Here is a 24,392-nt window from a genome sequence, read left to right as displayed (position 1 = left end):
AACGGCTATTTGCCGCTCTTGCGCCGGAGAACTCCCAGTTCATGCCACTTGCGGCCATCGCGCTGGATCAGTTCGTCGGCGCAGGCAGGCCCCATGCTGCCCGGAACATAAGGATCCGGAATGCGGTCATCCTTTGCCCACTCGTCAAGGAAGGGCTGCACCGCTGCCCAGCCGGCCTCGATGCCGTCTGCGCGCTGGAAGAGTGTCTGATCGCCGATGAAGAGGTCGTAGAGCAGTGATTCGTAACCGGTCGTCTTGCTGATATCGAACTTGTCGGCATAGCGGAAATCCAGCGCTACCGGCACGGTATCGACGGATTGACCTGGCGATTTGATCGAAATTTCCATACTCATCCCCTCATCGGGCTGCACCTGAATGACGAGCTTGTTCGGCGGCAGGCGACGGTTGGCCCCCGTTTCGCGGAACTGCGCGAAGGGCACAGGCTGGAAGGTGATGACGATTTCCGTATCGCGCGCCGTCATCGCCTTGCCGGTGCGCAGATAGAAGGGAACGCCGGCCCAGCGCCAGGTATCGGCATAGAGCTTCAGTGCCACATAGGTTTCGGTCTTGCTGTCGGGCGAAACATCCTTCGTATCGCGATAGGCGGGCAGGTCGATGCCGTTGAGCGGACCGGCGGTATAAGCCCCGCGCACGCCATTGGCCCTGGCTTCCTCAGGCGTATAGATGCGCAGCGCCTTCAGAACCTTGCTCTTCTCGTTGCGGATCGCCTCGGCGTCAAAACTGTTCGGTGGTTCCATGGCAATCATCGCCAGAAGCTGGAAGAGATGGTTGGGGATCATGTCACGCAGTGCGCCGGTCGCATCGTAGAACTTGCCGCGCGTACCGACATCGACGATTTCGGAGGCTGTGATCTGCACGTGATCGATATAGCGGCTGTTCCACAGCGACTCGATCATCATGTTGGCGAAACGCGCCGTCATCAGGTTCTGCACCGTTTCCTTGCCGAGGAAATGGTCCAGCCGGTAGACTTGGCTTTCCGCCACACGGGCAAGAATGCGCGCATTCAGCGCTTTGGCCGAAGCTAGATCGGTGCCGAAGGGTTTTTCGATCGCCACGCGGCGGAAGCAGCCGTCGCTTTCATCCATCAGCCCGAGATCGGCAAGTTTCTCGACGATCGGACCGAAGAAGCTCGGCGGCACGGCAAGATAGAAGGCTGCATTGCAGGTCGTGCCGAGGCGCTTGCCGATTTCGAGGAAGATATCGTCCTTGGTGAAGTCACCCTGCAGATAGGAGATGCGTGGCCGCAGGCTCCCCCAGGCTTCGTCTTTCATTGTTTCTTCCTCGCCGCTGATATGGCTGAGGAAGTCATCTAGCCGCTTGCGCAGGAATTCGTCGTCACCGGGCTCGATGCCGACGCCGAGGATATTCAGATCGCTGCCGACGAGGTGGCTGCGCGTGAGATTGATGATGGCCGGAACCAGCAGTCGCCGTGTCAGGTCGCCGGTGGCGCCGAAGATGACGAGAGTGACGGGCGGGGTAGGGTGAGCGTCCATGCGTGTCATCTCCTGCTGGATTGTCCGGCCGAATATAAAGCGCTTCCGCTTTACCGCAAGAGAACCTGCCTACCAATGAGAACAAGCATTTGACAGGGCGATCGCGGTGCAGTGCCGCACCCCGAAAGCAGTTCCGGGGCTCGGAGCCCCGGAGATGTCACTGGCAAAATCTGTTTGAGAAGAGCAGCTTAGCTGCTCTTGACTGACGTGTCGGCGGTGCTGTTGGTGGCTGGCTTCTGGGTGCCGGATGTGTCCGCCGTGCCGGATTTGGTACTGTCCGACTTGCCGCCATCCGTGGCCGGCTTCGTCTCGGTCTTCACAGGCCAGGTGATATAATAATTTTGCGTTCCGACCTGGCCGAAATAGACCTCGTTGCCGGTGCCCTTCTCGATGAAGCTGCCGTTTTCGCTTCTGACGAGGCGCCCGTGGGAATCGCGCTGCAAATGGTCGCGCAGGAAATCGTTCCAGTCGTCCGTCTTGATCGCTGTGCCCTTCTTCTGCTCGACATCGGCTTCCTTGGGATCGGTCACATCCCATGCCTTGATCGAAACGCCCTGGATCGGATCGGTAACCGCCAACTGGCCCTTCTTGAAGGCGGCAAGCATGGCAGCTTCCTGGCTGTTTTCACCCTTGGCATCAGCCGCGGCCGTCATGTTCTGGCGCAGCAGCGCCATGAATGAGGCGGTGGTGATGTCGGTGCTGGCGACGGTGTTGCCGGAGGCATCCGTCGATCCGGTCTTGCCGGAATTAATCTTGTCGAGCATCACCGACAGCGCCGAGCGCGACTGCGAGGGAAGGCTGGAATAATCGTGGCCGGTCGAGCTGCTGGAGCTGCTTTCCGAGGAATTGCCCTTGATCACCTGCAGCGCGATCTGCGCCCTCTCCAGTCGTATGTTAGATACAGAAGAAACCATTTTGAAAATCTCTTTGTCAGGCCCCGCACGTGGTGGCGCAAAGGCGTTGAATGGATAGCGATCGACGCTGGCAGCGTCACAAAAGCACGTCTGGATTGAGAAACCCCAGGGCGAACCGCTACACTTCAAACTTTGCGTGTGGCTTGCGGAGAGCCGACAAAGTTTCGCCGGCAGCGGATCGCTGCCGGCGTCAGGGAATTCAGGGGTTTCCGATCAGGCCTTCACAGCTACCATGAAGAGCCGCGGAAACTTGAGCAGAACTTTGCCGTCGGACGCCTTCGGATAGACACGGTCGATTCGTTCCAGATAGTCAGCAAGAAAAGCCTCACGATGCCCTTCGCCGGCATGGTCGAGATAGGGGCGCAGCCCCGTTCCCTTGACCCATTCGACGATCGCCGCCGCATTGTCCATCGGGTGATTGTAGATCGTGTGCCAGATATCGACGCGGGAGGATTTGGCGATCAGCCGGCTGTAATAGGTCGATGGCGGTGGCAGCATGTTGCGCCGTACGCTCTTCTTTTCAAACGCGGCCTTCCATGGCCCGGCATGTGCCGTTTCCTCCATCATCAGATGGCTCGGCTCGCCGAGATTGTCGGGCATCTGCACGGCGAGCACGCCACCCGGCGCCAGCCCGTCCATCAGCCGGTCGAAAATGTCGAGATGGTCGGGAAGCCACTGGAACACGGCATTGGCAAAGAGCAGGTCTGCCGGTTCGGAAGGCTGCCAGGTGGAAAGATCGGCCTCCACGAAGGCCGTGCCCGGCAGGCGCTTGCGGGCGGCCTCCAGCATGTTGAGGTCGCTGTCGAGGCCGGACACATTGGCCGCGCCATAACGGTCGATGATCAGCTCGGTCGAATTGCCCGGCCCACAGCCGAGATCGACCGCATGGCGGAGTTCCGTCAGCGGCACCTGCGCCAGCAGGTCGCGCGCCGGGCGGGTGCGTTCATCCTCGAATTTCACATATTGGCTGGCTGACCATGCCATCATTTTTCTCCTGATATCAGGCCACGTCCTCGACGTGGCGGATGCGAACCTCGTCTATGCTGCGGCTATCCGGCAGGGCTTTGTGTAGAGGCGAAGATCACTTTTCGCAAAGCAGCCGCTCGCCAGAGTAGGGTTGGTAAGTACAGTCCGACGGCCGGAAGGAACGATAGCTGCGGGAGCAGGCGGCGATGTTGCAGGATTGCGGTGCACCTCGACCGTCGATCATTGCTCCTGTCGAGCTTGCCTCATTCGGTGCAGGCTCGGCCATTGCCTCTTGCATGAAGTCCCGCCAGATACGGGCCGGCAAGGCGCCGCCTGTGACGCCGTTCATCGGCGCGTCATCGTCATTGCCCACCCAGACGCCGGCGACAAGCGGTTTCGTGAAGCCGATGAACCAGGCGTCGCGATTGTTTTGGCTGGTGCCCGTCTTGCCGGCTGCGAACGTCCCTGGGTCGGCGCCCCGTCCAGTGCCCCGCTCGACCACCAACTGCAAGAGCCCGAGGAGATCGGACTGGTAGGGCGAAAGGTCGACATTCGGCCCAGCTTGTAAACCGACCCGAAACGCTTTCGGCTGCCCCGCGGCCTGAAAGTCGATGATGCCCCGGGGCCTGACAGGTGCCTTGCCGAGATGGACAGACGCGTAGGCGCTGGTCAGGTCAAGCAGGTTTACTTCGGATGTGCCGAGCGCCAGAGACGGTGTATTGGCAAGCGGCGCATCGATGCCGAGTTCTCGGGCGGCGGCAATCACATTGTCGAGCCCGATCTGATCGGCAAGCCTGACTGTCGCGGCATTGAGTGATCGGGCGAAAGCCTCGGCCAGTGTTACCCAGCCGTGATAGCGGTCGCCGGAATTTTCCGGCGACCAGCCGTCGATATTGATCGGCGCGTCGAGAACCCAATCGGACAAGGTAAGCCCAGCCTTCAGCGCCGCGTAGTAGACGAACAGCTTGAAGGTGGAGCCGGGCTGCCGCATCGCCGTGACGGCGCGGTTAAACTGGCTTGCCTTGTAGTCGCGGCCACCGACCATGGCAACGACCGCGCCGTCGGGTGTCATCGCAACCAACGCGGCTTGAGATGCTCCCGCGGCCTTTCCTTCCCTGTCCAAGGCTCTCTTTACGACGTTCTCAGCGATCTGTTGCAGATGCGGCACAAGGGTCGTGCGAACCGTGGTCGATCCTGGCGAGGAGCCGGCGATCTCGCCCGCCTGCGGCGAAATCCAGTCAGCAAACCAGCTTCCGGAGCGCGGTGTCGGCGTCGTCGGATGCAGCTTGGCAAAACTCGCCTTGGCTTCCTCCGCCTCCGGTCCGCTGATCTTGCCATTGGCCACCATCGCGTCAAGAACAACGGCGGTGCGTTGCCGGGCGCCTTCGAAATTATCGATCGGATTCCACTGGCTCGGCGCCCGCAGCAATCCCGCCAGCATCGCCGATTCCGGCAGGTCGAGGGCGCTGATATCCTTGTTGAAGTAGATCCGCGCGGCGGCAGGCATGCCGGTCGCACCAGCACCGAGATAAGCGCTGTTGAGATAGCGCGTCAGGATTTCTTGCTTGCCGAGTTTCCACTCCAGCCAGAGGGCGATGACGACCTCCTGTATCTTTCGTTTTATTGTCCGATCGCTGTCGAGATATTGCAGTTTGATAAGCTGCTGGGTGATCGTGCTGCCGCCCTCTACCACCGAGCCAGCTTCGAAATTCCGCAGGAGCGCTCTTCCGATCCCTCTGATGTCGATGCCAAAGTGATGCATGAACCGCCGATCCTCGATCGAGAGGACGGCGTCGATCAGTTGCGGCGGAAACTGGTTGTATTGCGCATAGGGGCCTTGATACGGCCCCTGTCTTACCAACGGTGCACCGTCAGCGGTCTCCAGCACTACGACAGGCTTCAAGCTCCCATCCCGGATCTCGCCCCAGGGAACGTCCTTCAGTGCCCACACCAGGACACTTCCCGTCAGGAGCAGAAAGACAAGAAAGGCCGATCCCAGGGCGACTTTCCACCGTCCCGCATGAAGCGAGCCGCGTCGGCGATTTTTGAAGGGCATGGCATACAGATCACCGATACCGCGCCCGGTTTTAGCCAGAGCAGTCGCGAACCACTTGCCAAGATGGCCGATCGTCGTTGTGGTTTCCGACCGGTTTGCTTTTCTGAACTCCGTCCTCAAATGGGAAGCGGCTGCGACTGTTTTGGCCTTGGCCAAGGTTAAGCCCACTCGCAAATCATGGGCTAGGGCACACAATAAATCGTGCGCTGCCTGTCTGCTTTGGCCGAAGGACTTGTGAGGCTGTTTTGGGTAGGCGGCCTGGGGGGATGAGCTGGTCTCAGCCAATGAGTCCGCGGCGGGCGCCTGCGCCCCAACATCGTCGGTCGGAAGCTTCGAATCTGCCGGGTGATTGATACCCGTGCTTGAGCTACCGGCACTTTGCGTTGAGGATTTGGGAGGACTTGGCATCGGTTACCGCTAAAAGGCTCTTCCCGAAAATAGCGCGCGCTTATACCGCGGCAATGCCAAATGTTCCATCGCAAAACGGCCTATCTAGCGCCTTCGCCGAGGATCCCCCACCCTATGTCATCGGACCTAAGTCCTTGTTCGAGCGGGACCTAGGTCCAGTGTCCAGAGACGGTGCCGATGACATATTAAGATTCAAGGCGTGGGAAGATTGCCTTGCATGGAGTGCGCGTAAATCGGAATCGGAAGAGGACATGAAGAAGTTCATTATCGCAGCATTGGCTTTAGCGACGGCGTTAACAGCGTCGCCCGCATTCTCTCAGATCTACTTCGAGTATGGGACCGGCCCTCGCTATTACGATCGCCCAGAACCACGGTACTATCGCTACCCGCCACGCTACGGCTACGATGACTACTATGGCCGCCCGAGGTATCGCCATGGCGACCGCTGCTGGACACAGAGATACTACGGATACAGGCATCACCACCGCGTGGTACGCTACAGGACCATCTGCGACTAGAGCCAAACGCGGTTGTCGTAGTAGGGAATTCAGAGCGACGCCATCCCCCGTAAACGTTGGCCCGTGCATCAACGCGAGCTTATGTGGCAGTTTTCGGAAGAGCAGATCGGTCGCAAGGATCGATCTCGTCAAGCCGCCAGGATCGTGATCCCATGCGCGTTTGCCGCTGCCCGCATGCGCGCCACCGTCTCCGGTGATGGACTGCCCTGCGGTCGTTCGGTAACGCCTTCGGTCTCGATGAATTCGGCCATGTCGCGATCAACGATGGCCGAGAAGACCGCAGGCACGGTTCCGTTGTTGGAATAGCCGTGCACCATGAAGGGGGCGATGCTGACGATGTCGCCTGCGCTCGCCTGGATCTCTTCCGGCCCGGTGTCGGTCAGCCGCCAGACCGTCAGAGTACCCTCGATGATCCGGAAGACTTCTGGGCTCGCATGCGCGTGCCGCGGCGTCCTGCCGCCGGGCTCGACGGTCACATCGAAGACGTTGAGCCAGTTGCCTGTCAGGCGAGCCCGTCGCTCGACCTTGTCGCCCAGCACGAAGAAGCTTTTTACCTCCTTCCGGGCATCTGTATTCACAAATGAGTTGGACATGATGTCTCTTTCTTGTTCTTGCGGGGCGGTCCGATAGACTTTCGCGGTCGCTTTGGCAACCGCCGCAAAACCGGGGGAGGGCGACAAATACGCGGCTTTTGCACGCTTTCAGCCCCTGAAACCCACCGCCAGCATATCGGTATGGGTCCTCCGTTCTGCAAGTGCGGCAGGTTTGCATCCACTATTTCTGTAATATCGCCGACACAGAAGAGGCGCATAGAACGCGCCGATCCTTCCCCGCCAATCCGGCATACCATCAGCGGAGCAACCCCATGTCTTCTCTTCCCGTCGTCGGCGCAGCCATGACGATCGACGAACTCGAAAACCATCGTGACTGGCTCTTCGAAAAGTCCCGCGATCTCGAATTGCAGAGCTTCATCAATGCCGACGTTCTGAACGGCGACTGGACGCCGCGCGCCGATCGCGCCAGGAAGCTGCTCGACGGCTTCAAGGGCCGCGTCGGCATCCATGGCCCGTTCTGGGGCTTCATCATCGCCTCGCAGGATCCGGATATCCGCTCCGTCGTCTCCCGCCGCATGCTGCAGGGCCTCGATGTCTGCGCCGCAATCGGCGGCACGCACATGGTCATCCACAGCCCCTACACGACCTGGGGCTATAACAACCTCGACAACAATCCAGGCGAGCGCGAAAGCATCACCGACTATTGCCATCAGACGATGCGGGAAGCCGTGAAGCGCGCCGAAGAAATCGGCTGCACCCTCGTCATCGAAAACATCGAGGACAAGGATCCGCATATCCGCGTGGCGCTTGCCGAAAGCTTCAATTCGCCGGCCGTTGCGGTCTCCATCGATACCGGCCATGCGCACTACGCCCACGGCTCGACCGGTGCGCCACCGGTTGATTATTACGTCCATGCCGCTGGCAACCGCCTCGGCCACGTGCACCTGCAGGATGCCGACGGTTATGCCGACCGCCACTGGGCGCTGGGCGAAGGTACCGTGAACTGGCGCGCGATTTTTGCAGCCCTTGCCAAGGTCGAAAGCAATCCGCGCCTGATCATCGAGATCAAGGACAAATCGAAGATCATTGCTTCGGCTGAATACCTGGCTTCGATCGGCGTCGCCCAATAACAGCGTCAAGTAATCGGAACAGGCGGCGAGACCATCTCGCCGCCGCCGATGTTCAGGCCGTTGTATCCTTCGGCCGGCGCGTGAAGGCGACTGGCAGGCAGAGTACGTAGAAAGCAGCGCCAAGCACCCAGACAAGTCCTGGGAAGGCATCGCGCGAGGCGAAGTAGACAGTGCTGATCGCCAGCGGTCCGATGATCGAGGCAAGGCTGGTCATGCTCGCAAGCAGCCCCTGTGCCCGTCCCTGATGATCGCTATCGACACGCGCCGTCACCAGCGATTGCAGGGCAGGAGCGCCAACCCCGCCGAGGCAGAAGAGCGGCATCAACAGGAATGCCATCCAGCCCTGCGTCACCAGCGCGATGATGATATAGGCCGCGCTGTCGGCGACGATGCCGATCAGAAGTGTCCGGTGCTCCCCCCATCTTTCGCTGATTGGCCCGGCAATGAAAGCCTGCACGACCGCATGGAAGAAGCCGAAAGCGGCAAGCGAGAAGCCAACCATCATGGGCGACCAGGAAAACTTGTCCTGTCCATAAAGAACCCAGATCGTACCGCCGACTTCGCCGACAAGTGCAAGGATGAAATAGGCGCCCGCGAGCGGCAGCAGTAGCCGATAGCCCATGAGCCAGCGGAAATGTGCAAGCGGTGAAAATTCCTGTTTCTCGGCTTCCGAACCGGTCATGCGCGTCTCCGGCAGCAGGAAGAGCGCCATCACCAGATTAGCTGCATTGAGTGCGGCAGCGATGACGAAGGGCAACCTCACGGAGAATTCACCTAGAACTCCGCCGATCGCTGGACCGGCAATGAAACCGATGCCGAAGCAGGCGCTGAGCTGGCCGAAGCGGCGGGTGCGCTCGGCATCCTCGGTGATATCGGTCACGCAGGCTGCGGCTACGGCGTTGCTGGCACCCGTGAGGCCGGCAATCGCTCGGCCGATAAAGAGCAGCCAGAGCGACGGGGCAGCCGCTATAAATACATAGTCGATGGCAGCACCGGCAAGTGACACCATCAGCACCGGCTTGCGGCCGAACCTGTCTGAAAGCGAACCGAGCACCGGCGAGAAGATGAATTGCATCAGCGCATAAAGTGCCAGGAATGCACCGAACCGCCACCCCAGATCGTCAGTATGGCCGACGTCCTGCAGCAGCCGTGGAAAGATCGGCAGGGTCAGCCCGATGCCGGCAGCATCGAGGATCACGGTGGCATAGACGACGACAAGCGCTATTTTCATGGGATCAACTGAAAATTTATCACTGATAAGTTCCTTATCGCTGATAAATTGGAATGGCAACCGGGAAGTCGAAGCCGATGAAAGTGGACAGGGCGCAGATCGTCGACGAAGCGCTGAAGCTCTTGAACGAAGTGGGTATCGATGCCCTCTCGACCCGCATGCTTGCCGAGCGCCTGAATGTGCGCCAGCCAGCGCTCTACTGGCACTTCAAGAGCAAGCGGGCGCTCGTGGAAGCCATGGCCGAAGAGATCATGGCCCGCGGCCACACGCATAATTGGCCTGCTTCGGTGGATGATTGGCGTGACTTCATGCTGGACAATGCCCGCAATTTCCGCCGCGCGCTTCTGAACTATCGCGATGGCGGGCGGGTGCATGTAGGTACCGAGGCCAATCCGCAGGATCTCGCCAATATTGAAACCCATATCGCGATACTCGTCAAAGCAGGCATGGGAGCGGAATTCGCCATGGAACTGCTCGTCGCGGTCAGTCGCTACACCGTCGGCTGCGTTATCGAGGAGCAGGCCGAACCGCCGCCGGAACGGGAAAAGCTCGATGCCGCGGCGGCCGATTTCACGCTGACCAACAGGGCGATCACGCATTATCGCAACAGCGGCCACGAAGCCTTTTTCGAAGCCGGGTTGCAGATGATGATCGATGGCGCCGCGCTTCGATTGGCACGACGCTCCTGAGCCTCAGTCACGCATTGCCCAGCGCACGCCGGCGGCAACGGAGAGCCCGAGCAGCGGCCATATCGCCCAGAAGACTCCGTGCCATGTCAGCATATTGATGGCGACGATGCCGACCCCGATCACGGCAAGTGCTGCAATACGTTGGTCGAACTGGTTCTGTGATCGCACCCATCTCATGGCGGCCACGAAGGCGAAGGCGAGCAGCGGCCATACTGCCCAAAATTCACCCTCCCAGGTGGCAATATTGATGACAATGAGCACAGCGCCGATGACGGCCAGGATGCCGCCGATCTTGCGCAGCCGACCCCGCGGAGGCGCAGGCGGGGCCGGCGCCGGTCGTGGCGTCACCATCTCGACGGGCCGATCGGGAGCGGCGGCTGCCGGCCTCTGCGGCTCCGTTCCGATATCGCCGATGCGAACGGCATAGCTCGGCACGGCGTCGGCGACATTCTTCATCTCCAGGGGGCCCAGAAAGTCGAATCCGACAGCCACTTTGTTGCGCACCTGATCGTAGACGGTATTCGAGATCACGATCCCGCCGGCCGGCGCCGAGGCTTGCAGCCGCGCGGCGATATTGACGCCGTCGCCATAGATATCGTCGCCTTCGACAATGAGGTCGCCGAGATTGATGCCGATGCGGAAGAGCATGCGCCCGTCGGTCGGCCGTGCCGCATTCTTGCCGGCAAGCTCGTTCTGCACGTCGATCGCCGCCCGCACGGCCTCGACCACACTCGGAAAATCGGCCAGCAGCCCGTCGCCCCAGGTATTGACCACCCGTCCGCCATGCGAAGTGATGAGCCGCGACATGGCATCGCGATAGTGCTTCAGCATCGCGAGCGTGCCTTCCTCGTCCTCGCCCATCAACCGCGTATAGTCCTGCACGTCGGCTGCAAAGATCGTCGTCAGCTTGCGCTGTGTCTCGCTCATGAAATCCCCCATCGCCGCCGGCGGACCGGTGACTTTACCACTCTATAGGTGGGATCGCGACCGTCGATCGGGTAGTCCGCACCGCGCGAATTGCCGTCCCACCGTCCTAGAACTGCGTTATCACGCTGATACCCGTACCCTCGGCCTTGTCGAGCGCCATCAGTGCCGGAACGGCCTCTTCAAGGCTGATACGCCGCCCGATCAGTTTCTGCGGCGCGATCTTGCCGGCAGAAAGCATGGAAAGCATCGCATCATAGCGCCAAGCCTGCATGCCGTGGCTCCCGTAGATTTCGAGCTCATGGCCGATCACCTGTGCCATCGGGATTTGCGGCGTCGAGTGCTCGCCGAGCATCAATCCGACCTGCACATGGCGGCCGCGCCGGCGCAGGTTCTTGATCGAGTTGAAGCAGGTGACGGGATGGCCAAGCGCATCGATCGACACATGCGCACCGCCTTTGGTGATCTCTCGCACGGCTTCCGCGACGTCGGTGACGGCGGAAGCATTGATCGTCGCCACCGCCCCGCATTCGCGCGCGAAGGCAAGTTTTTCCTCGGAAATGTCGACGGCAATCGCATTTGCCCCAAGCGCGGTCGCGATCATGATCGCCGAAAGCCCCACACCGCCGCAGCCATGCACGGCGATCCATTCACCCGGGCCGGTGCGCGCCTGATCGGCAACCGCGCGGAAGGAGGTGGCGAAGCGGCAACCGAGGCTTGCCGCCGTGGCATCGTCCACAGTCTCGGGCAGATGCACGAGATTGGTGTCGGCATAATCGATGGCGACATATTCGGCAAATGAGCCCCAATGGGTAAAGCCCGGCTGGAACTGGTTGAGGCAGACCTGCTGGTTGCCGGAATGGCATTCGGCGCAATGGCCGCAGCCGGAGACGAACGGCACGGTCACGCGGTCGCCGGCCTTGAAGCGCACCACGCCCTTGCCGGTCGCCACGATCTTGCCGGCAAGCTCGTGCCCCGGCACATGCGGCAGGCGGATATCCGGGTCGTGCCCCATCCAGCCATGCCAGTCGCTGCGGCAGAGCCCTGTTGCGCCGATCTTGATGACCACGCCATCTTCCGAGGGCGTCGGGTCCGGCACGGTGCGGATCTCGGGCGCCTGTTCGAAGGCTTCGTAATACATGGCTTTCATCTGTTCATCTCCTGGCCCGGCACGCGTTTTCTGATCGCCATGATGACATGCGGCGGTGGCATTCATCCAGTCGGCCTTCCATCATTTTCCTTTATGCACTCATCGTTTTAGCACCACCGAACGCGCATCAATATTTCAATCGCAAGGCAGTCACCGGCATTTTCTTGCTTCGATGTTTCAGCCGCCAATTTGCGCTTGACCGGTCCGGTCACGGAGGATTTTGCTTTGCCGACTTCAGAAGGAGAGCCCAAAATGCCCGTCGACACATCACCCCGCACGACCACCTGGACCTATGTCGACGGAGAGTGGATTGCCGGCAACCCGCCGCTGATCGGACCGACCTCCCATGCCATGTGGCTCGGTTCCACCGTTTTTGACGGCGCCCGCTGGTTCGATGGCATCGCGCCGGATCTCGACCTGCATTGCCAGCGCATCAACCGCTCTGCCGTCGCCATGGGCCTGAAACCAGTCAAGACGGCTGAAGAGATCGAAGCGCTTGCCTGGGAAGGTGTCAAGAAATTCGACGGCAAGACGCCGATCTACATCAAGCCGATGTATTGGGGCGAGCATGGTTCGGCAGGCAGCGTCGTGACCGTCGATGGCGAATCCACCCGTTTTGCGCTCTGCCTGTTCGAGGCGGCCATGGGCGGCCACGCCGGCTCCTCGCTCACGGTTTCCCCTTACCGTCGCCCGACGCCGGAAACGGCGATGACCGATGCCAAGGCCGGCTCGCTCTATCCGAATAGCGGCCGCGCGATTGCCGAAGCGAAAAGCCGCGGCTTCGACAACGCCCTGATGCGCGACATGAACGGCAACGTGGCCGAAACCGCCTCCTCGAACGTCTTCATGGTCAAGGACGGCGTGGTCCTTACACCGATCGCCAACCGCACCTTCCTCGCCGGCATTACGCGGCTGCGCGTCATCGGCCTCTTGCGCAAGGCCGGCTTCGACGTGCGCGAGGTGACACTCTCGGTCGAAGATTTCATGAGCGCCGACGAGGTTTTCACGAGCGGCAACTATTCCAAGGTGGTCGGCGTCAACAGGCTCGACGGCCGCAATTTCCAGGAAGGCCCAGTCACCCGCAAGGCGCTGGAACTCTATATGGACTGGGCCCACGGCCGCTCGGCGAGCGATGAGTAGGTGAGGTCCTGGCGCCGCAACGCGCCGGCAGTCGATCCAGTGAATCGATGCAAGACCGAACGCCCGAAGCCATGCGAAGGGCCGTGATGCCACTAGCGGCGAATATCGGCACCACCGGCCCTACCGCACCCCATACAACCCCACCCCATCCGGGAAGCCCTTCAACCGATGGCTTCCCAAGGATATTGCATCTGTGGGCTTCGTCTCCTCAAAAAACGCCTCGGACATCAGCAACGCTTCCCCAAGTTCGCTGCACGCACCCTGAATACGGCTGACCAGATTGACGTCTCCGCCGATCAGCGTGAAATCCAGCCGTCGCCCGGAGCCGATATTGCCGTAGCTGACCTCGCCATGATGCAGGGCGATGCCGGCTCTGGCGCCGATGCCGTCGTAATTGAAGCCGTCGAGCGCTTCGAGGATTGCCCGCGCCGCTGAAAGTGCGGAATTGCAGGTGCTGGCGGCATCATAGCCGGGGAAGAAGGCGAGCACTGCGTCTCCCATGAATTTCAGCACTTCGCCGCCTTCGCGGGTGATTGCCGGGATGACCCGGTCGAAATAGGCGTTCAGCAGTCCGAGCACGGTCTCGCCGGACAGGCGGTTGGAAAGTTCGGTGAAACCTCTGAGGTCACAGAGCAGCAGGGCTGCCTGCATGGATTCGATCTCTCCCTGGCGAATGCGGCCGGCAAGGATGCGGCTTGCCGTCATCGGCCCGATATAGGTGTCGAGCAGGCTGAGCTCGACCTGGCGCAGGATGCGCAATTCGCTCGTATTGCGCAGCGCCGGCAGGATGCGTTCGAGCATCTGCATGTCCGAGGCGGTAAAGCCCCCCGGCCGTTTGGTGCCGAAGACCGCCGCGCTGACCGGACCGTCGGCATTGCAGAGTGGAGCGATCATCAACTGCACAAGCTCACGACCGGCGAAGATATCGAGATGCTGCCAGCGACCATAAGGGCTCTGACCCGGCCCCACGATCAGCATCTCGCGTGTTTCGAATACCCTGTGCAGCGGCGTGTTGGCGATGGCGAGACGCGTGCCGTGCTCGCGGTCGTGGATCTCCACGGGTTCCCCCGGCGCCCAGGCAATGGTGCGGCCGATAAATTCCGGATGCAGCGTCATCAGATGCAGCGTCAGCCGGTCGACCGGGACGCCGAGCGCGCGCAGGCGGCGCCCAAGACCGGAGACGAGGCCGACCTCATCGAGTGCATGGCATTCGTCACCGGTCAGCCATTCGATGAGGTCGAACACAGCGGTGGTGTTGCGGCTGCGCGCGGGAGCCCTGGTTTCAACGGGATAATCGATGTCGAGCAAGTTGGACATGGGTGTTCTCCTCCTTTGGACGCGCTGACCTCAGTGAGCGCCGCCGCCGGAAATCTGGGCGGGCTTCTTGAGAAGCAGGGTGGCGAGCAGGGCGACGACGAGCGCGACGCCGAGCAGGAAGAACGTGTCGCTGAAGGCCATAATGTTAGCCTGCTTGCGCAGCTTCAGCGCGATCGCAACGATCGCCTTGTGGGTGGCAAGCGCCTGATCGCTGACGCCGTGGTTCATGAAGTAAGCGGTCATCCTTGCGACACGGTCGCGGGTGGCTTCCTCGAAGACGGAGACCGAGTTGGTCAGGATGTTCGAGTGGAACTGCTCGCGCTTCGACAGGAAGGTCTGCAGCGAGGCGATGCCGACTGCGCCGCCGAGATTGCGCATCATATTGAAGAGCGCGGATGCCGAACCGGCATTTTCCGGCTCGATGCCTGCGGTAGCGATCGCCGACAGCGGCGTGAAGACAAGCGCCTGACCGACAGCACGCACGACGTTCGGCCAGAAGAGCTGATCGCTCGCATAGTCGCCTGTCATATGCACGTTCATGAAGTTCGAAGCGGCAAAGAGCGCAAAGCCGACGATGATCAGCAGCCGGATGTCGAAGCGCTTCATCAGACGCGGCACCAAAGGGATCAGCAAAAGCTGCGGGATGCCGGTCCAGGCAAGCACAAAGCCGATTTGTTCGGAATTGTAGCCCTGGATACGGGTCAGGTAGATCGGCAGCACGAAAACCGAGCCGTAAAGCGCGATGCCCAGCAGGAAGTTTGCAAGGATGCCGAAGCCGAAATTGCGGCGGGCAAACAGCCGCAGGTTCAAGAGTGGATGGGCGACCTTCAGCTCGATGATGAGGAAGAGCGTCAGCGACACGGCGGCAATGATCGAGAGGCGGACGATGAATTCCGAGCCGAACCAGTCTTCCTTATTGCCTTCCTCCAGAACGGTCTGCAGCGCGGCGAGACCTATCGCCATGGTAATGATGCCGGGCCAGTCGCCCTTGGAAAGCAGGCCGAGGTTCATCGGCGCCCGGTCGAGCGAGGCCCAGAGCATGCCAACCATCAGCGCACCAGGCACAAGGTTGATATAGAAAATATATTCCCAGCCCCAGTTTTCGGTGAAATAGCCGCCGATGGTTGGGCCGATCGCCGGGGCAAACGTGGCCGAAAGGGCAAAGAGCGCCAGGCCTACCGGCTGCTTGGGCTTGGGCAAGAGCGTGATGATGATCGTGAAGGCCATCGGGATCAGCACGCCGCCGGTAAAGCCCTGGATGGCGCGCAGGATGATCATCTGCTGCAGGTTGACTGCGAAGGCGCAGGCGACCGAGAAGACCAGAAAGAGGATCGCGTTCACCAGCAGATAGTTGCGGACCGAGAAGATGCGCGCAAGCCATGCGCTGAGCGGAATGACGACGATCTCGGCGATCAGATAGGAGGTCGAGATCCAGCCGCCATCATCTGTGCCGGCGCCGATGGCGCCCTGGATGTCGGCAAGCGAGGCATTGACGATCTGAATGTTCAGGATCGCCATGAAGGCGCCGAGCGTGGAGCCGACGACGGCACACCACATGCGAAGCGGGCTCATGGCAGGTCTGGTAGCGGGGGCGGTCGCAGCGACAGGGCGCGCGACGGAATTGCTGTTTGCGGCGATCTGAAGCGTAGCCATGACTAATCTCCTTCCGGCTCTGCGGAAAACTCTCTCATGACGCTGTGTGGGTGATAATTGAGAAAGGAACGGAAGGATCATCCAGCAGCGGTGGATAATCCTTCCGCCGCGGCCGCGGAGGTCTGGGCGGCCTTGGTATCGATGTCGGGCACGACCGACATGCCCGAGCGCAGCAGACCGGCAAGGCGCTCGTCGTCGATGACGATCTTGACCGGAATGCGCTGGACGATCTTGGTGAAATTGCCTGTGGCGTTGTCGGGCGGCAGCAGCGAGAATTCGAGGCCGCTTGCCGGCGAAACACTGTCCACATGACCCTTGATGGCAATGTCCGGGAAGCTGTCGACCTTGATCTCGACCAGCTGGCCGGGACGCACGAAGGTGAGCTGGGTTTCCTTGAAGTTGGCGACGACATAGACCGCATGCAGCGGCACAACCGCCATCAGCTGTGTGCCCGAGGTGACATACTGGCCGACGCGGATCGAGCGGGCGCCGACCGTGCCATCAACAGCAGCGACGATCTCCGTATAGGAGAGGTTGAGCTCGGCCTGGCGGGCGGCGGCAACGGCGCGGTCGCGCTGGGCAAGTGCCTGTTCGCGCTGTGTCTGCAGCACCGGCACCTTGTTCTCGGCGGCAACGACGGCGGCCTGATCGCGCTCGACGGCAGCCGCAGCCTGATCCTTCTGCGACTGGCTCTGTTCGGCGCGAGACTGCGTGCCGGCGCCGTTGGTGATCAGGCGGCTGGCGCGCTGGGCATCGGATTGGGCGAAGGCAAGCGAAGCCTGTGAGGCATCGAGCGTTGCATGTGCCTGTGCGATGATCGACTGTTGCAGCGAAATCTGCGCGTCGAGATTGGTAACGGCGGCCTCGGCCGCCTTCACGTCGGCCTTGGCCTGCGAGAGCGCTGCCTGGAAATCACGGTCGTCGATACGGGCGAGAACCTGCCCGGCCTTGACGGTATCGTTATCGTTGACGAGCACTTCCTTGATATAGCCGGCGACCTTCGGAGCGACGGTCGTATAATCGGCCTTCACATAGGCATCGTCGGTGGATTCGATGAAGCGGCCGACCGTCCAGTAGTGATAGCCGAAGTCGCCGGCAAAGGCGGCGCCGGCAAGCAAGGCTGCGGCAAGAACGGCACGCTTGACGATCTTGCGGCCGGTTTTCCTAGGGGCTTCTACGGCCGCGGCAGCTGCAGCCATCGCTTCTGCAGTCGGTGCCCCGGCTTCGGCCGTCGGGGCGATCCCGCCCTGTGGCGTATTCTTGAAAATGTCGTTGCGGGGGAGTTCAACCATTGTCCTTCTCCATCAGTCTCGGCCCCGTTCGTGAGAGGCCTTGTTCGATGGCTGGAAGATGGACCCGGCAGTAGTTTCTGATAATCTCCTGTTTTCCGGAAGGATCATCAACTCTCATTGGATAATCGAGGAACAACATGGATCGGCTGACCAGCCTCACAGTCTTCGGCCGGGTAGTGGAATGCGGCGGCTTTTCGGCTGCCGCGCGACGCCTGAACATGTCCGTCACCATGGTGGGTAACCATGTGCAATCATTAGAGGATCGCCTTGGCGTGCGGCTCCTGAACCGCACCACCAGGAAGGTCAGCCTCACTGAAACCGGCAAATATTATTACGAACGTTCATCGCAGATCCTGGCCGATCTGGAAGAGGCGGACCGCACGGCCGGCGCATTGAGTTCGACGCCGCGCGGCACGCTGAGATTCTATACGAGCAGCGCGATCGTCCGCTTCCTGCTCCCCGTCATCAACGAGTTCATGACGCTCTATCCGGCTGTCCAGATCGATTTCAATATCGGCGAGCGCGCGGTGGATATGATCGAGGATGGCTATGATCTGGTGATCCGCTCGACACCGTCTCCGGATTCGAGCCTCGTTGCGCGCAAGCTGACGCCCTGGCGGCATTTTCTCGTCTGCTCGCCGGATTATTTGAAGACCCATGCCATGCCGACGACGCCGGCGGAGGTCGCCGAGCACAATTGCCTGCAATATGCCTATTATCCCTTCGGCGACGAATGGCGTTTCCAGGACAAGGAAGGCAAGCAGGAAAGCGTCAAAGTGGGCGGCAGCCTCATTTCCAACAGCGCCGAAACATTGCGCTACCTGGTGCTGAGCGGGCAAGGGATTTTTCTGGCGCCAAGCTTTGTCATCTTCGAAGACCTCGCCGCGGGCCGTCTCGTCAGTATGATGCCCGATTATCGCGGCGTCGAGATCCACATCAATGCGGTCTATCCCAACCGCAGCCATCTGCCGACCAAGGTGCGTCTGTTCCTCGACATGCTCGTGGAGCGTTTCGCCGAGCATCGCAAATGGATGGCATGAGAAACGTCCGGCAAGACTGTTAGCCGGCTGGACCTTGCCTCAAACCGTCCTCAAATAACCTTCAGCACGATCTTGCCCTTGGCGTGCGGGCGCATCCCTTCCAGCATCTCATGCGCGGCGATCGCCGCATCGAGCGGCAGCACATCGCCGACATTGGTTTCGAGTTCGGCGGCATCGACCATCGCGGCAATTTCATTCAACTCCTTCGTTGTGACGTTGACGAGGAAGAAGAGGGCCTCGACGCCATATGTCTTCGCAAGCTCCTGATCCGGCTGCGAGACGGCGGAAATGAGCCGGCCGCCGCGATTCAGGACCGCAAAGGAGCGCGTCTGCGTTTCGCCGCCGGCAAGATCGATCACGGCATCGACTTCATGGGCAAAGTCCTCGAAGCGCTGGCTGCGGAAGTCCACGACGATATCGGCCCCGAGCCGTCTGACGGTCTCGATGTCGCTGCCGCTTGCCGTGGCGATCACCTTCACCCCGGCTTTGCGGGCGAATTGTACCGCATAGGCGCCGACATTGCCGGCCGCACCGTGAATCAGCACCGTTTGTCCGGCGGTGAGCCTGGCGTGGTCGAACAGCGCCTGCCGCGCCGTTACCGCAATGACAGGTATCGAGGCGGCCTCGACATGGTCGATGCTCGCCGGCTTGCGGGCTATCATTCCGGCAGCGGCGATCGCATATTCGGCATAGGCGCCGATGAAGCGCGGATTGGTGACGCCATAAACGGCATCGCCGCGCGCCACCTGCGTCACGCCGTCACCAATCGCTTCCACCGTCCCGGAGAGGTCCGAGCCGAGCGTCAACGGCAGGGGCTGGGGCAGGGCGCTGTTGCCCAAACGGATCCAGCCATCCCAAGGTCCGACGCCGGCCGCATGCACCCTGATGAGAACTTCACCCTTGCCGGGTGCGGGAATCTCGATGTCTTCGGCAATAATGGCTTCCGGCGGTCCGAATGCATGAACCCGGTAAGCTTTCATGGTTTTGTCCGTCTTCGGGGCTTTGTCGGCTGTTGTGGTCATCTTTCGCTCCTTTCGGTCTCGATGGAGAAAAGATGCCGCCATCGAAGGCTTCCGATAACCCGCGCTGTCGCGGAAGGATTATCAAGCATCAAAGGATAATCCGGTCCGGCCGCGCGACCTGCCGGACCGGCACTCTATCACGGCCGGACCGGCGAGCCGATATAACCGGCGGACTGGATATAGGCGATCGGCGCAAAGAAATTCCCGCCGGCATTGAAGGCCATCAGCCCTTCCTCGCTCAGTGCCGTCAGTACTGCCGGCCGCGACGCGACACGCTTCATGAAAGCAGGAAGCGCCGGAAACTGATCGAGATCGATTTTGACCCACGGCGACCAGTTGAGGCAAACGAAGAGATAGGCATCCGCGATCGTAAAATCCTCGCCGGTGAGATAGGGGCCGGCAAGCCTGCCGTTGATCCAGTCGAGACGCTTGTGGACGACCGCGCGCATGGCGTCATGCACGGTGGTGTAGTTGGCATCGAAGAGTATCACCATCGGTTTGTGCAGTTCCGACGTGATGAAGTTCAGCAGCGACTGCACCTGATTGCGGGCGAAGCTGCCGAATTCCGGTAGCATCCGGCGCCCATCAGGCGAGCTGTCGGCGAGAAATTGCGCAATCGCCGGTCCCTCCGTCAGCACCTTGCCATCATCCAGCACCAGCGCCGGCACATAGCCATTGCCGTTGATCGCAAAATAGTCGTCACCCTCGCTGGTTATGTGCGTCTTTCGATCGACCGTGATGAGCTTGATGTCGATATCGAGCTCGCGGCAGATGATGTGCGGCGACAGCGAACAGGCGGCTGCATGCATATAGAGCTTCATGGGTTTTCTCCTCCTGCGGCGGTTCGAGAGCGGCCGCATCAATCCGTTGGACTTTTGTACTATTTCGCATAAAATTCTTTTGGTCAATTATTTTATGCGAAACGGTACAAAATGAGCGAGAAGAAGCGTGGTCGCCCAAGAGCCTTCGATGCCAGGCAAACGTTGGAAAAGGCGAGGGAGGTGTTCTGGGACCGCGGTTTTGCCGGCACATCGCTGGATACGCTGAGCGCTGCCACCCAGCTCAACCGCCCAAGCCTCTACGGTGCCTTCGGCGACAAGGAGGCTCTCTATCTCGATGTCATGGAGGCCTATCGGGCCGAAAGCATGGATGTGCTGGCCGATGCACTCGACCCGTCACTGCCGCTGCGCGACAATCTCGCGAAGGTCTATAAAAGCGCCCTGGAGATTTATCTTCACGGCGAGACGTCCGCTCGCGGCTGCTTCCTCATCAGCACGGCGACTGCCGAGGCGATCCAGCACGAGCGTGTTCGTGACCTGCTGAGCCGCAGTCTCGAGGATTTTGACGGCGCGATCGAGCAGCGCATGGCGCTCGCCGTCGAACGCGGCGAACTGCCCGGGGGCAGCGATGTCCACATGCTTGCAAGACTTGCCTCGGCCGTCATGCATTCGCTCGCCGTGCGCGCCCGGGCCGGCGATAGCCGCGAGACGCTGGAGGCCTTGGCTAAATCCGGCATTGACATGATCTGCGGCAAAACCTGACGCTCAGGCTTCCTCTTCTTTCGGCCGGACCAGCCACGCAAAGGCCGCGCCTGCAACCAGCAGGACGCAGGTGCCGAGAAAGACCGCCCGCATACCGATATGGCCGCCGACGAAGCCGCCGAGAACAGGCCCGACGACCTGGCCTACGAATTGCGAGGAAGTGGAGAGGCCGAGGATGCTGCCCGCCGCACTATCGGGCACATTGTGCCGGATCACGGCGGCGATGCAGGGCAGCAGCCCGCCAAGCGCGACCCCCATCAGGAAACGCAAGGCGATGAGCTGCCAGGAAGAGGTCACGAAAGCCTGTGGGATGAGCAGCAGCCCGGCGACGGCCAGCGCCCCGGCAATGACGGGCCAGTGGCCGATCCGGTCCGCCAGCCTCCCAAGCCGCGAGGCCGAGAGAATGCTGCCGAGCGCCGCGGCCGACATGACGATGCCGGCCACCATCGTGACCTGCCGCTGATCGGGCACAAGCTGCGCCACATAGACGGTGATGATCGGTTCGATCGACATATTGGCGAGCATCAGGAGCAGCCCGGTCGCGAGCATCGCAACCACGGGCCCCTTGTCGGGAATGGATTTCCAGCCGCCGGATGCCTTCGCCGCCTGTTTGCGCGCCGCCGATTTCTCCTCCTTGATCAGAAAGGTCGTCGCGAGGAAGGCGAGGAAGATTATGCCGCCTGCAGCCAAAAACGTACCGCGGATGCCAATGATGGGCGGCAGCGCCCCACCGATCAGCGGGCCGACCAGATTGCCGGCCATGATGCCGGATGAGAGCACGCCGAGCGCCCAGGCCGATCGGTCCTTCGGCGTCTGTGTCGCGACCAGCACCATCGAGCCGGAAGCATAACCACCCGCGAGGCCAACGAAGAGGCGCAGCGCCACGAGCTGCCAGACGCTGCCGGCCATGCCCATCAGCGAGATAGCGATGGTCATGCCGAGGCTTGCGCGCACCAGCATCAGCTTGCGCCCGTAGATATCGCCGAGCCGGCCCCAGAGTGGCGCCACGCAAGCGGCGGCAAAGAAGGTCGCACCATAGGCGATGCCCGACCATTGCACGATCGCCGCATGATCGCTCACGCCGAGTTCTTCCACATAGAGCGGAAGGAAGGGAAGCAGCAGGGTCATCGCCACGATGGTCGTGAACGAGCCCGTGAGCGAGATGACGAGATTGCGTTTCCAGTAGGCGGAGCCGGGTACCACCTTTGCGGCGTCCCATTGCGTGTCGGTCATTGCGGATCTTCTTCGTACAGTTTGGCCTTGGCCAAGATGAGGCGATCCTCACTTTATGCATCGCGCTGCGGGCTGCCAAGGACGGATTCGCCCCAATCAGACCTGCCGTAAAAAGGAAAGCGGCTTGAAAAGCACCATTTCGCCTCTAGCTGATTGCAATATGCAATCGGTAAGGAGAGGCAGACATGAGCAACAGGAATGAACACCGCGCCCAGATGCTGCGCGATCTCTACGCAGCCTATATCGATCAACGCAAGGATATCGTCGGCGCCATGCTGACGGAGGACTTTACCTTTTCGAGCCCACGGGACGATCACATAAACCGGGCCACCTACTTCGAGCGCTGCTGGCCGAATGAGCCGCTGCTGAAAGCCTTCGATATCGAGTTCCTGTCGGTTGAGGGGGACCAGGGCGTCGTGCGTTACCGCGCCGAAACGACCGATGGCAAGGCGTTCCGCAACATGGAAAGTTTTCGCTTCGCCGGCGACAAGATAGCATCCGTCGATGTCTATTTCGGCCGCAATACGGCCTGAAGCATGTCGCGCAAATTGTGTAGCGGTTTTGCGGTAACGACATGCGTCACGCCTAAATTTGAAGCGTGGCAGGCGAAACTAAGAGATCGCGCACGTCAGAAGAGCCGCATCGCCGAAGTCGCAATGATGACGATGGAAACCGCGATCATCAGAGGTTTCACCGGCAGCCGCTTGACGAGGATCGCGCCGAAGGGCGCGGCGATCACGCCACCGATAATCAGCCCGACTGCCGAGCCGAGTTCGGACCAGCCGAGCGTCAGAACGAAGGTGATGGATATGATCAGCGTCACCGCGAACTCGGTGAAGTTGGTCGAGCCGATCACCCGCTTCGGATCGTGACCGCGGCCGACGAGCGAACTGGTGACGATCGGTCCCCACCCGCCGCCGCCGATCGCATCCAGCACGCCGCCGCAAAGCCCGACGGGCGGCACCATCCAGTCGCTGACTTCGCGCCTGGGCGTCGGGTGGAAAGCCTTCCAGAAAATTAGGAGGCCGATAACGATCAGATAGGCGGAGACGAAGGGCTCGATCAGCTTGCCGTCGACGTTGGCCAGCAAAAAGGCGCCGACGGCCCCACCGATCATGCCGGCAGGCGCCAGCCGTGCTACGAGCTTCCAGTCGACATTGCGATGCCAGGCATGGGAAATGCCCGATGCTGCCGTGGTGAACAGCTCCGTCACATGCGTCATGGCGCTGGCATTGGCAGCCGGCACGCCAAGCGTCAGCAGGCTGGTCGTGGACAGCACGCCGAAGGCCATTCCGAGGGCGCCGTCGACGATCTGCGCGCAGAAACCGACGACGACGAAGAGGAGGAAATCCCAGGTCATAAAGGTCCCTAACGAGCAAAGGCCTGATTTGCAGATACGTTCAGTATGGAAAAACTTCCGCCTCAAGCATCTGATGCACGCCGTTTGAGGCGCATGACTTTGAAAAAGCCATTCGGGAAAACCGGCAATATTTGAACCTCATCGAAGCCGTTCCCTTTTGCCCAGTCCGTGATCCGCCTGATTCGGAAAGAAGAACTCCAGCCAACTCGCCGCACCAGCGGCGCGACAGCCTCCTCGATGGCACCCTGCAGACCGGCGCCATCGCCGAGCTTGCTGGCAAGGATAATCTCGCCGCCTGGCCGCAGCACGCGGGCACATTCGTCAAGCGCCCGCTCGGGTTCGGGAATGAGAGTGATGACGAAGGGTAGGCAGACTGCATCGAAGGACCGGTCCTCGAAGGCGAGCGCATGTGCGTCCATGACCTGCAGTTGCCGCACATGGAAAAGCTTGTGCCTGGCAACTTTTTCCCGCGCCTTGGCAATCATGTGCTCGGAAATGTCGATGCCCGTCACGCGGCTGCGACGCGGATAGTAAGAGAGCACCAGGCCGGTGCCGACGCCGATTTCCAGAATATCCGTGCCGGCGTCAGCAGCAAGCCGCGCAAGCGTGCGGTGTCCGTCGCGCAGGATGCTTCGATAGACCTGGTCGTAGACCGGCGCCCAGCGCTGATAGATTTTCTGCTGATCGTCAGCCCGATTTTGGACATGTCGCATGCGGCGCCTCCTTCATCCCCTGCCTCC

Annotated in this window: 22 protein-coding genes; 6 read left to right on the top strand and 16 right to left on the bottom strand. The window is 61.0% G+C overall.

Annotated elements, in window-relative coordinates; all coding sequences use genetic code 11:
* Positions 1-5: 5 nt before the first annotated feature.
* From zwf to EV281_RS06625, 5 genes are all read right to left on the bottom strand, one after another.
* The gene (gene zwf / locus EV281_RS06650) at positions 6-1,514 is read right to left on the bottom strand and encodes a glucose-6-phosphate dehydrogenase (protein WP_132652151.1); all 1,509 of its coding nucleotides are present in this window, start codon (positions 1,512-1,514) and stop codon (positions 6-8) included.
* A gap of 188 nt (positions 1,515-1,702) precedes the next feature.
* On the bottom strand, positions 1,703-2,428 hold the full coding sequence (locus EV281_RS06645) for a hypothetical protein (RefSeq protein WP_132652150.1): 726 nt from the start codon (positions 2,426-2,428) through the stop codon (positions 1,703-1,705).
* Positions 2,429-2,641: 213 nt separating this feature from the next.
* Positions 2,642-3,412: a trans-aconitate 2-methyltransferase gene (gene tam, locus EV281_RS06640; RefSeq protein WP_132653198.1), complete on the bottom strand. Its 771-nt coding sequence runs from the start codon at positions 3,410-3,412 to the stop codon at positions 2,642-2,644.
* Between the two features lie 97 nt (positions 3,413-3,509).
* The gene (locus tag EV281_RS06635; protein ID WP_132652149.1) at positions 3,510-5,858 is read right to left on the bottom strand and encodes a PBP1A family penicillin-binding protein; all 2,349 of its coding nucleotides are present in this window, start codon (positions 5,856-5,858) and stop codon (positions 3,510-3,512) included.
* Positions 5,859-6,504: 646 nt separating this feature from the next.
* Positions 6,505-6,969, bottom strand: coding sequence for a cupin domain-containing protein (locus tag EV281_RS06625; protein WP_132652147.1), 465 nt, complete (start codon positions 6,967-6,969; stop codon positions 6,505-6,507).
* Between the two features lie 272 nt (positions 6,970-7,241).
* Between EV281_RS06625 and EV281_RS06620 the strand changes: the two genes are divergently transcribed.
* Positions 7,242-8,060 (top strand): sugar phosphate isomerase/epimerase family protein, encoded by an 819-nt coding sequence (locus tag EV281_RS06620; RefSeq protein ID WP_132652146.1) that lies wholly within the window; start codon positions 7,242-7,244, stop codon positions 8,058-8,060.
* A 52-nt stretch (positions 8,061-8,112) separates the two neighbouring features.
* On the opposite strand, the gene tet is transcribed toward EV281_RS06620, so the two are convergent.
* Positions 8,113-9,291, bottom strand: a complete 1,179-nt coding sequence (tet, locus tag EV281_RS06615) for a Tet(A)/Tet(B)/Tet(C) family tetracycline efflux MFS transporter (protein WP_132652145.1) — start codon at positions 9,289-9,291, stop codon at positions 8,113-8,115.
* A 53-nt stretch (positions 9,292-9,344) separates the two neighbouring features.
* Here tet and tetR point away from each other — a divergent pair, with 53 nt between their 5' ends.
* The gene (gene tetR / locus EV281_RS06610; RefSeq protein ID WP_245508239.1) at positions 9,345-9,980 is read left to right on the top strand and encodes a tetracycline resistance transcriptional repressor TetR; all 636 of its coding nucleotides are present in this window, start codon (positions 9,345-9,347) and stop codon (positions 9,978-9,980) included.
* 3 nt (positions 9,981-9,983) lie between these two features.
* Here the strand turns inward: tetR and EV281_RS06605 are convergent, their stop codons facing one another.
* The gene (locus EV281_RS06605) at positions 9,984-10,907 is read right to left on the bottom strand and encodes an adenylate/guanylate cyclase domain-containing protein (RefSeq protein WP_132652144.1); all 924 of its coding nucleotides are present in this window, start codon (positions 10,905-10,907) and stop codon (positions 9,984-9,986) included.
* A gap of 106 nt (positions 10,908-11,013) precedes the next feature.
* A complete protein-coding gene (locus EV281_RS06600; RefSeq protein ID WP_132652143.1) occupies positions 11,014-12,054 on the bottom strand; it encodes a zinc-dependent alcohol dehydrogenase family protein in 1,041 nt (346 codons plus the stop codon).
* A gap of 252 nt (positions 12,055-12,306) precedes the next feature.
* Between EV281_RS06600 and EV281_RS06595 the strand changes: the two genes are divergently transcribed.
* A complete protein-coding gene (locus EV281_RS06595) occupies positions 12,307-13,194 on the top strand; it encodes a branched-chain amino acid aminotransferase (RefSeq protein WP_132652142.1) in 888 nt (295 codons plus the stop codon).
* A 120-nt stretch (positions 13,195-13,314) separates the two neighbouring features.
* On the opposite strand, the gene EV281_RS06590 is transcribed toward EV281_RS06595, so the two are convergent.
* From EV281_RS06590 to EV281_RS06580, 3 genes are all read right to left on the bottom strand, one after another.
* Positions 13,315-14,511, bottom strand: coding sequence for an adenylate/guanylate cyclase domain-containing protein (locus tag EV281_RS06590; RefSeq protein WP_132652141.1), 1,197 nt, complete (start codon positions 14,509-14,511; stop codon positions 13,315-13,317).
* A gap of 30 nt (positions 14,512-14,541) precedes the next feature.
* Positions 14,542-16,164, bottom strand: coding sequence for an MDR family MFS transporter (locus EV281_RS06585; protein ID WP_132652140.1), 1,623 nt, complete (start codon positions 16,162-16,164; stop codon positions 14,542-14,544).
* A gap of 77 nt (positions 16,165-16,241) precedes the next feature.
* Positions 16,242-17,456: an HlyD family secretion protein gene (locus EV281_RS06580; protein WP_132652139.1), complete on the bottom strand. Its 1,215-nt coding sequence runs from the start codon at positions 17,454-17,456 to the stop codon at positions 16,242-16,244.
* 137 nt (positions 17,457-17,593) lie between these two features.
* Between EV281_RS06580 and EV281_RS06575 the strand changes: the two genes are divergently transcribed.
* Entirely contained in the window at positions 17,594-18,496 is a 903-nt protein-coding gene (locus tag EV281_RS06575; protein WP_132652138.1) for a LysR family transcriptional regulator, read from the top strand.
* A 50-nt stretch (positions 18,497-18,546) separates the two neighbouring features.
* On the opposite strand, the gene EV281_RS06570 is transcribed toward EV281_RS06575, so the two are convergent.
* Positions 18,547-19,518: an NADP-dependent oxidoreductase gene (locus EV281_RS06570; protein ID WP_245508238.1), complete on the bottom strand. Its 972-nt coding sequence runs from the start codon at positions 19,516-19,518 to the stop codon at positions 18,547-18,549.
* A gap of 137 nt (positions 19,519-19,655) precedes the next feature.
* A complete protein-coding gene (locus tag EV281_RS06565) occupies positions 19,656-20,339 on the bottom strand; it encodes a glutathione binding-like protein (RefSeq protein ID WP_132652137.1) in 684 nt (227 codons plus the stop codon).
* Between the two features lie 111 nt (positions 20,340-20,450).
* Here EV281_RS06565 and EV281_RS06560 point away from each other — a divergent pair, with 111 nt between their 5' ends.
* Positions 20,451-21,059 (top strand): TetR/AcrR family transcriptional regulator, encoded by a 609-nt coding sequence (locus tag EV281_RS06560; RefSeq protein WP_132652136.1) that lies wholly within the window; start codon positions 20,451-20,453, stop codon positions 21,057-21,059.
* A gap of 3 nt (positions 21,060-21,062) precedes the next feature.
* On the opposite strand, the gene EV281_RS06555 is transcribed toward EV281_RS06560, so the two are convergent.
* Complete coding sequence (locus tag EV281_RS06555; RefSeq protein WP_132652135.1) at positions 21,063-22,292, bottom strand: multidrug efflux MFS transporter; 1,230 nt, start codon at positions 22,290-22,292, stop codon at positions 21,063-21,065.
* A gap of 185 nt (positions 22,293-22,477) precedes the next feature.
* On the opposite strand from EV281_RS06555, the gene EV281_RS06550 reads away from it, so the two are divergent.
* Complete coding sequence (locus EV281_RS06550) at positions 22,478-22,825, top strand: nuclear transport factor 2 family protein (RefSeq protein WP_132652134.1); 348 nt, start codon at positions 22,478-22,480, stop codon at positions 22,823-22,825.
* Between the two features lie 95 nt (positions 22,826-22,920).
* Here the strand turns inward: EV281_RS06550 and EV281_RS06545 are convergent, their stop codons facing one another.
* Positions 22,921-23,652, bottom strand: coding sequence for a sulfite exporter TauE/SafE family protein (locus EV281_RS06545; protein ID WP_132652133.1), 732 nt, complete (start codon positions 23,650-23,652; stop codon positions 22,921-22,923).
* A gap of 62 nt (positions 23,653-23,714) precedes the next feature.
* The gene (locus EV281_RS06540) at positions 23,715-24,365 is read right to left on the bottom strand and encodes a class I SAM-dependent methyltransferase (RefSeq protein WP_132652132.1); all 651 of its coding nucleotides are present in this window, start codon (positions 24,363-24,365) and stop codon (positions 23,715-23,717) included.
* Positions 24,366-24,392: the final 27 nt, after the last annotated feature.

Origin of the sequence: Rhizobium sp. BK418 (assembly GCF_004341105.1) — a bacterium.
Taxonomy (GTDB): Bacteria; Pseudomonadota; Alphaproteobacteria; order Rhizobiales; family Rhizobiaceae; genus Rhizobium.
Note: the sequence above shows the minus strand (reverse complement) of the source record. Positions and strands in the feature narration are given on the sequence as shown.